Consider the following 2,077-nt stretch of genomic DNA (forward strand, 5'->3'; position numbering starts at 1 on the left):
CGTAATGTATTCATTAATACTATAATAATTATTCAAACTAGCATTGAGTTTTCTAAACCAACCAAAGCCTTTGCTTTCATTTTTAAAATAATTATCTTCTATAAAAAGTCCATTATCATTAACCTTACCTATACTTATCTTAGCACTATAACTTAAGGTATTATTCTCAAAGCCTCTAAATAAACCTTCTAAACCCATACTACCTACATTAGAATGTTTATTAATACTATAATCTTCAAATATGTTTGAAAAAGGTTCATCTTTTAATATCTTATGATAAATACTAGAAGTAAAGTATAAAGATGAATTAGTATTAATCCATACAGGATAAGAAAAGTCTATACCGAAATTTCTAGAAGTACCACTAAAACCAACCTCTTGATAATCTCCACCTAAAGAATAAGAGCCTTGAGATACACTTGGAGTAATTTTTAAATTTCCTAAAAAGAAAGTATAACTAGCCCCATAGTTAATTTGTTTTTCATTGCTTGATTGTAAGTAAAAATTATAATAATCTCCCATATTAAGTATAGAATTAAATCCCATACTAATACCAGCTCTAATATCCCCTGCACTTTTAATACCATAATTATCAGCATATAATAATACATTAGCCTTAGTATCAGGAACTACTTCTATAACTACATCAGTTTCTCCTACATTCTCTCCTGCTTGTAAGCCTGCTAGGGTTTGAATGCCATACATTTCATTGACTTTATATACACTATCTTCTATTAATTTAGTAGAGATGATTTTACCTTTGATTCTTTCATTAAGCTTACTTTCTATGAAATAATCTTTTATAGTAGTATTATTCTTTATTATATACTTACCTAATGTTCCCAAAGCTATGTTTATTTGCACACTATCTTCAAATTCTTGTTGGGGTACATAAGCTGTTGCAGCAGGATAGCCATTAACTTGGAAATAATAAGCAATAATATTAGATATATCTTGTAAATCTTGCAAACTAAATTTTCTAGTGCTAAACTCACTAATGAGTATTTGTAAATCTTCTTCTTTAATACCTAGCTTTTCAAAGCTAGTGTTTTCATTAGTGATGATGAATTTGTATTTGGTTATTACTTCTTTAGTGGTGGTAGTATTAGTTTGATTACTTGAGTTAGTAGAGTTAGTGTTAGAACTATTGTTTGTTTGATTATTTGGATTACTTGTATTATTGTTGGTATTGGTTTGATTGTTTAATTTGGTAGTGTTGTTATTAAAACTATGATTGTTTGAAGCATTATTGGTATTAAAGCTATTATTAGTTGAATTAAAATTATTGTTTGTTTGATTATTTATACTAGAGTTAGTGTTAGCTTTGTCATTGTTTGTGTTAGTGTTAGTTTGGTTATTTAGGTTGGTAGTGTTATTATTAGTTTGATTGTTAGTTTCCTCATTAGTTTTATCTTCTTGATTTAGTTTTTCTTTTAAGGCTTTCTTTTTTTCTTCAAAGTCTTTTTTAGCTTCTTGAGTTTTTTTATAATCATCTTTAGTTTTTAGATTTTCTTTGATAGCTTTGTTTTGAGGGAGATTTCTATCAGGAGATAATTCTATAACCTTTTCTATATCATTTTTAGCTATGATAATACTTCCATTATTAGCATAGACTAAAGAGCTAATTGCTATAGTGCTAAGTAAAAGTTTTTTCATACTTATTTTTTCCTTTTAATGACGTGTTTTAATTTTAAGTTTTTGTTTTTCAATATTTATATTGATTAATTAAAATATTTTTAATATGAGTGTATTCATTAATATACTCATTATATACACTAGGATAAATCCTAGTGTTTAGTGTTTAATTTTTTATGTATCAAAGCTGTAGATTATAATCCCCCAACTACACAAGGATTCATAGTTTTATAATTATCACTGACTATGCAAGTTTTACTTTTTTGTACTAAAGAAGTTTCATCTATTTCTTCAGTTTCTTCTTCTTCATTTAAAGTTTCATTACCTATAGAATTAAAAGTAGAACTTTGTTCAAATGCTAAAGAATCATCAGGTTTATTATCAATTGGTGGTTCTACTGGGTCAATAGGTTTATCAGGTATTTCTATTTCACCACCACCAT

General features: G+C 26.8%; 1 protein-coding gene and 1 pseudogene. Both read right to left on the reverse strand.

Annotated elements, in window-relative coordinates:
• Positions 1 to 1,656, reverse strand: a 1,656-nt coding sequence (locus tag L8X28_RS08235; RefSeq protein WP_263666050.1) for a ShlB/FhaC/HecB family hemolysin secretion/activation protein, incomplete at its 3' end; no start/stop codon positions are given.
• A 173-nt stretch (positions 1,657 to 1,829) separates the two neighbouring features.
• Positions 1,830 to 2,077 (reverse strand): annotated as a pseudogene (locus L8X28_RS08240) (hypothetical protein); the annotation flags it as partial.

The organism is Campylobacter sp. CNRCH_2016_0050h (genome assembly GCF_025772605.1).
In the GTDB taxonomy this organism is placed as follows: domain Bacteria; phylum Campylobacterota; class Campylobacteria; order Campylobacterales; family Campylobacteraceae; genus Campylobacter_D; species Campylobacter_D lari_D.